This window comes from Mycobacterium sp. NPDC003449 (genome assembly GCF_053588415.1).
The window spans coordinates 1-3,463 of sequence record NZ_JBSFPX010000339.1 but is presented as its reverse complement, the minus strand read 5'-3'; the positions used below and the strand labels follow the sequence as shown (position 1 = coordinate 3,463).

Below are 3,463 nucleotides of genomic sequence, written 5' to 3'. Positions count from 1 at the left end.
TACGACGACTACCAGACCGCCTGGTCCATTGTTGAGAATGTCGACCGACACCACCACCGCCGGGCGATGAAAGGCTGGCCCGTCTCCGATTGGCTGGCCGAGATCGACGTGGTAGACCTCGCCTCGCCAGATCAAGCCAGTGCATCCCAGTCGTGGCGCTCGGCCAGGTATTGCTCCCACAGTTCGGGGTTGTTGCGCAGGCGTTGGTAATCCCCGTTGAGCCCCCGCAAGAATTCCTGCCTTTCCAAGGCGTCGATCGCTGCGTGCACGACGTCGACGACGGCGGTTTGACGAGCCTTGGCTAGAGATTGCAGCCGCTCAGAATCGGGACGGCGAACTCGGACAGTTGTGGTTTCTGCTGCCATTGGTAGTCAGGGGCGCGGTGTCCGCAATGCGGATCCGTTTCCCCATCCCCCTTTCAATCCGTGCGTGCGGTTTTCCCGCACACGGCTTACCGATGATCTTCTTGACATGGTTACGCTGCCCTCGGGTAACGGATGGTGCCTCGCAGGCGGTGCAGGCCGTGCCCGTTAAACCACTCTTCAGTCCACTGATCAGCCTGCCCAGCACGCAGGTTGCGGCCCCGCTTCTTGACCATCAAGCGGAACAACCGCCACACCACGTACCGGTCGATCTGAGTGAACTTCTCAGCGGCATTACCGGTACGAAAATAGTTGCCCCAACCACGCAAGATCGGAGTCAGCTCCGCGATGATGATGCGGATGTCCAACCCGACCCGATTGCTGCCGGTGCGCTCACGAACCTTGCCCCGCAACCGAGACATGGCCGTCTGGCTGGGCCAGCGGTGCAGGTAGTAACGCACAATGCGTTTCTGTGCCCACAACCGCCCCGACATGCGCGCCCGGAAATGACAGCCCAGAAAATCCAGGCCCTCACGTCCCTCACGCAGGTCGACCACCTTCGTCTTGTCCGGATGCAGCCGCAGTCCCAGCGACGCCAGGATTTCTCCCACCGCCTCCAATGCCGCTCCCGCCTGCGCTCTCGATCGGCACAGCACGACGCCGTCATCGGCGTAGCGCACCAACTCACCCACATTGCGTCGGGTCAGTTCGGTGTCGAGCACGTGCAGGAAAATGTTGGCCAACAACGGCGAGATCACCCCGCCCTGTGGGGCGCCCGCGACCGTCCGCTGGACCACCCCCTCAACCAACACCCCCGCCTGCAGCCACAACCGCAGCAGTTTGAGCACCCTCCGGTCCGAGACCCGTCTACCGACCAATTCCAGCAGACGGCCGTGGTCGATCTCGCCGAAGAAATCGGCGATATCAAACTCCACGACGTGGGTGACACCCTCGATGAAGCCAGCACGCAACCGCTCCATCGCCGCCGTCGCTGACCGCTTCGGCCGGAACCCATACGAACACGGCGCAAAGTCCGCCTCGAAAATGGGTTCCAACACCAGCTTGGCCGCCTGCTGGGCCACCCGGTCTCGCACCGTAGGAATCCCCAACGGCCGCTTACCACCACGTGGTTTCGGGATCTCCACCCGACGCGCAGGCGCCGGACGGTACACACCCTCGCGGAGATCACGACACAACTCACGCAACATGCGGTCCACGCCGTAGTCCTCCACCGCAACCAAGGTGACACGATCCACCCCGGCCGCACCCCTGTTCGCACACACTCGTTCCCACGCCTCCCACAGGACGTCACCCCTGTAGATACGGTCATACAGAGCGTGGAAACGCCGACCCTGCGACTGCTTGGCCGCAGCCCATAGCGCCCGTTGCAGTTGTCGCACTTTCACCGGCGAGTAACTCAACGGCTCCTCGTCAGCTACGGCAAACGATGGCTTGCCGGGGTGGTTGGACCGAGTCACCTCGGTCATGCCCTGATGCTTACCCACGTCATGCGCATGATCAAAGTTGGGGCCCTTTCCTCCCGACGCGTTATGTTGCACGCCGATCAGCGGTACTACGACCCCATCGGACTCCCGCTGCCCTCCAAAGGATTTCACCATCGGCTTATACCCCTGGTCTTTGCCCGACAAGGCCAGGCAGACGGGCCTCTCCTGTTCCGAACCAGACTATGTGCACGTGCCGCCTCCCGTACCCCGGAAGAACCCGACGAGCTAACCCCGGACCAGGGCTCGCCGGACATGGCCTTCGCCGTGACATGAGCGGCTCGGCTCCTCCGTTGTGACTGTGACGAGGCTGCAGAGTTCGCTTAACGCTACGGCCCGCACACTTGCTCCCTCCAAAGAGGCTCTCGACACCCCGCTCAGCCCGCCGCGTCTCCACAACGAACCGGGGCCTGCTACCCGGCGCTCCGGTACCTACCGGGACGGGACTCACACCCGCTAGTCCAGTCCAACTTTCAGGACGCAACATGGAACCAGTGTAGACGAATTGTAGACACAAGTGATGGCAGATCGTCGCACGTGTTCAGCAAACGACCGCCAGGCAGCCTTCGAGTGCCGGACCCTGCTCGCCCGCCTTGAGTGGGACGGCGCCCAGGGTCTACATCTAAGCGCCGGTACCGATCGGCCGGCCTGCCCCGACAAGGAATACGGCGGAATCGAATATGGCGTGTTACCGGTAAAGTACGTCGTGTTCACCAGTCGCCCAGGCGATTTCGCGGCGGTCGCCCGCCCGCCGCAGCCGCGTTCTCTGGTCGAGGGTCAATGCTCCCTGCTATGCAGCATTGGCCACCTGCACGGCTAGACGTCCTTACTTGTCAGTCGAGATCGAATGCGTGCTGAATCGCCACTGTCAGCAATTCCTCTTGATCAGGAAGAAAGAACCCGATCTGGCGCCCCAGTGCCGCAACCGGGATCGTGACGATGTTGTCGACGCTGACGACGAAATCTCTCTCAAGCCCGTTACGCACACCTACCGGAACTTCAGTCGACGGGCCGCGAACTGTTCCAGTGATCGGCGCGACGGTGACTCTGCTCAGGTGAGGCCGCACGAGTTCTCGAGTCAGGATCAGAACCGGCCGAGCCCTATCAAGCTGGGCGACGTGAATTGGTCTCAATCGATATCCAGTTCGAAGGTGGAGGCATGAGCGGCGAGCGCATCGAAGTCGTCGCCTGCGGTGGTCCGCCTGGCGAGAATCGCTGCATCGCGGGCAGCGATCAGCCGGCGCCGCTCACGTTCGAGTGCCTTGAGTACAAATGATGCGCGGCTCTCGACGTGCCGCTGGTCCACTTCCCTGTCAATGAATTCGACGACCTCGTCCGGAAGCCGGACGGCAATCTGCTTAGTCATAGCGCAATGGTCCCGATTTGGGATGCGAAGTGCTACCAAATTGGCGGATCCGCGGGCGGTCTAGCAAACAACGTTGCGGTAGAGCCGCGCGACGACGTGCCAACCAATCCCCCCACACACACAGCGGTTCCGAAGATAGTGACCGCGCTCACTGAAATTCCCCACTGACACTCATCGAAATTCCCCACCCGTGTGGCTCCGCCGAGAAGGGCGGGCCTCCCTCGAAGCTGCTG

At 62.2% G+C, this 3,463-nt stretch carries 5 protein-coding genes; all 5 read right to left on the bottom strand.

Going from position 1 to position 3,463, the window contains the following annotated elements; genetic code table 11:
* A partial coding sequence (locus tag ACWDTP_RS37965) for a type II toxin-antitoxin system PemK/MazF family toxin (protein WP_450028365.1) occupies positions 1-180 on the bottom strand: 180 nt, incomplete at its 3' end.
* A complete protein-coding gene (locus ACWDTP_RS37960; RefSeq protein ID WP_450028364.1) occupies positions 132-365 on the bottom strand; it encodes a hypothetical protein in 234 nt (77 codons plus the stop codon). The genes ACWDTP_RS37965 and ACWDTP_RS37960, both read right to left, overlap by 49 nt.
* A gap of 110 nt (positions 366-475) precedes the next feature.
* Positions 476-1,849, bottom strand: coding sequence for a group II intron reverse transcriptase/maturase (gene ltrA / locus ACWDTP_RS37955; protein ID WP_450028363.1), 1,374 nt, complete (start codon positions 1,847-1,849; stop codon positions 476-478).
* A gap of 848 nt (positions 1,850-2,697) precedes the next feature.
* A complete protein-coding gene (locus ACWDTP_RS37950) occupies positions 2,698-2,997 on the bottom strand; it encodes a type II toxin-antitoxin system PemK/MazF family toxin (protein WP_450028362.1) in 300 nt (99 codons plus the stop codon).
* Complete coding sequence (locus tag ACWDTP_RS37945) at positions 2,994-3,230, bottom strand: YlcI/YnfO family protein (protein WP_450028361.1); 237 nt, start codon at positions 3,228-3,230, stop codon at positions 2,994-2,996. Before ACWDTP_RS37945 ends, ACWDTP_RS37950 begins: the two co-directional genes overlap by 4 nt.
* Positions 3,231-3,463 lie beyond the last annotated feature (233 nt).

Bases quoted from the DNA above. Each gene is read 5' to 3' on its own strand.
- ltrA (WP_450028363.1), bottom strand. From the start codon at position 1,849: ATGACCGAGGTGACTCGGTCCAACCACCCCGGCAAGCCATCGTTTGCC.
- ACWDTP_RS37960 (WP_450028364.1), bottom strand. From the start codon at position 365: ATGGCAGCAGAAACCACAACTGTCCGAGTTCGCCGTCCCGATTCTGAG.
- ACWDTP_RS37945 (WP_450028361.1), bottom strand. From the start codon at position 3,230: ATGACTAAGCAGATTGCCGTCCGGCTTCCGGACGAGGTCGTCGAATTC.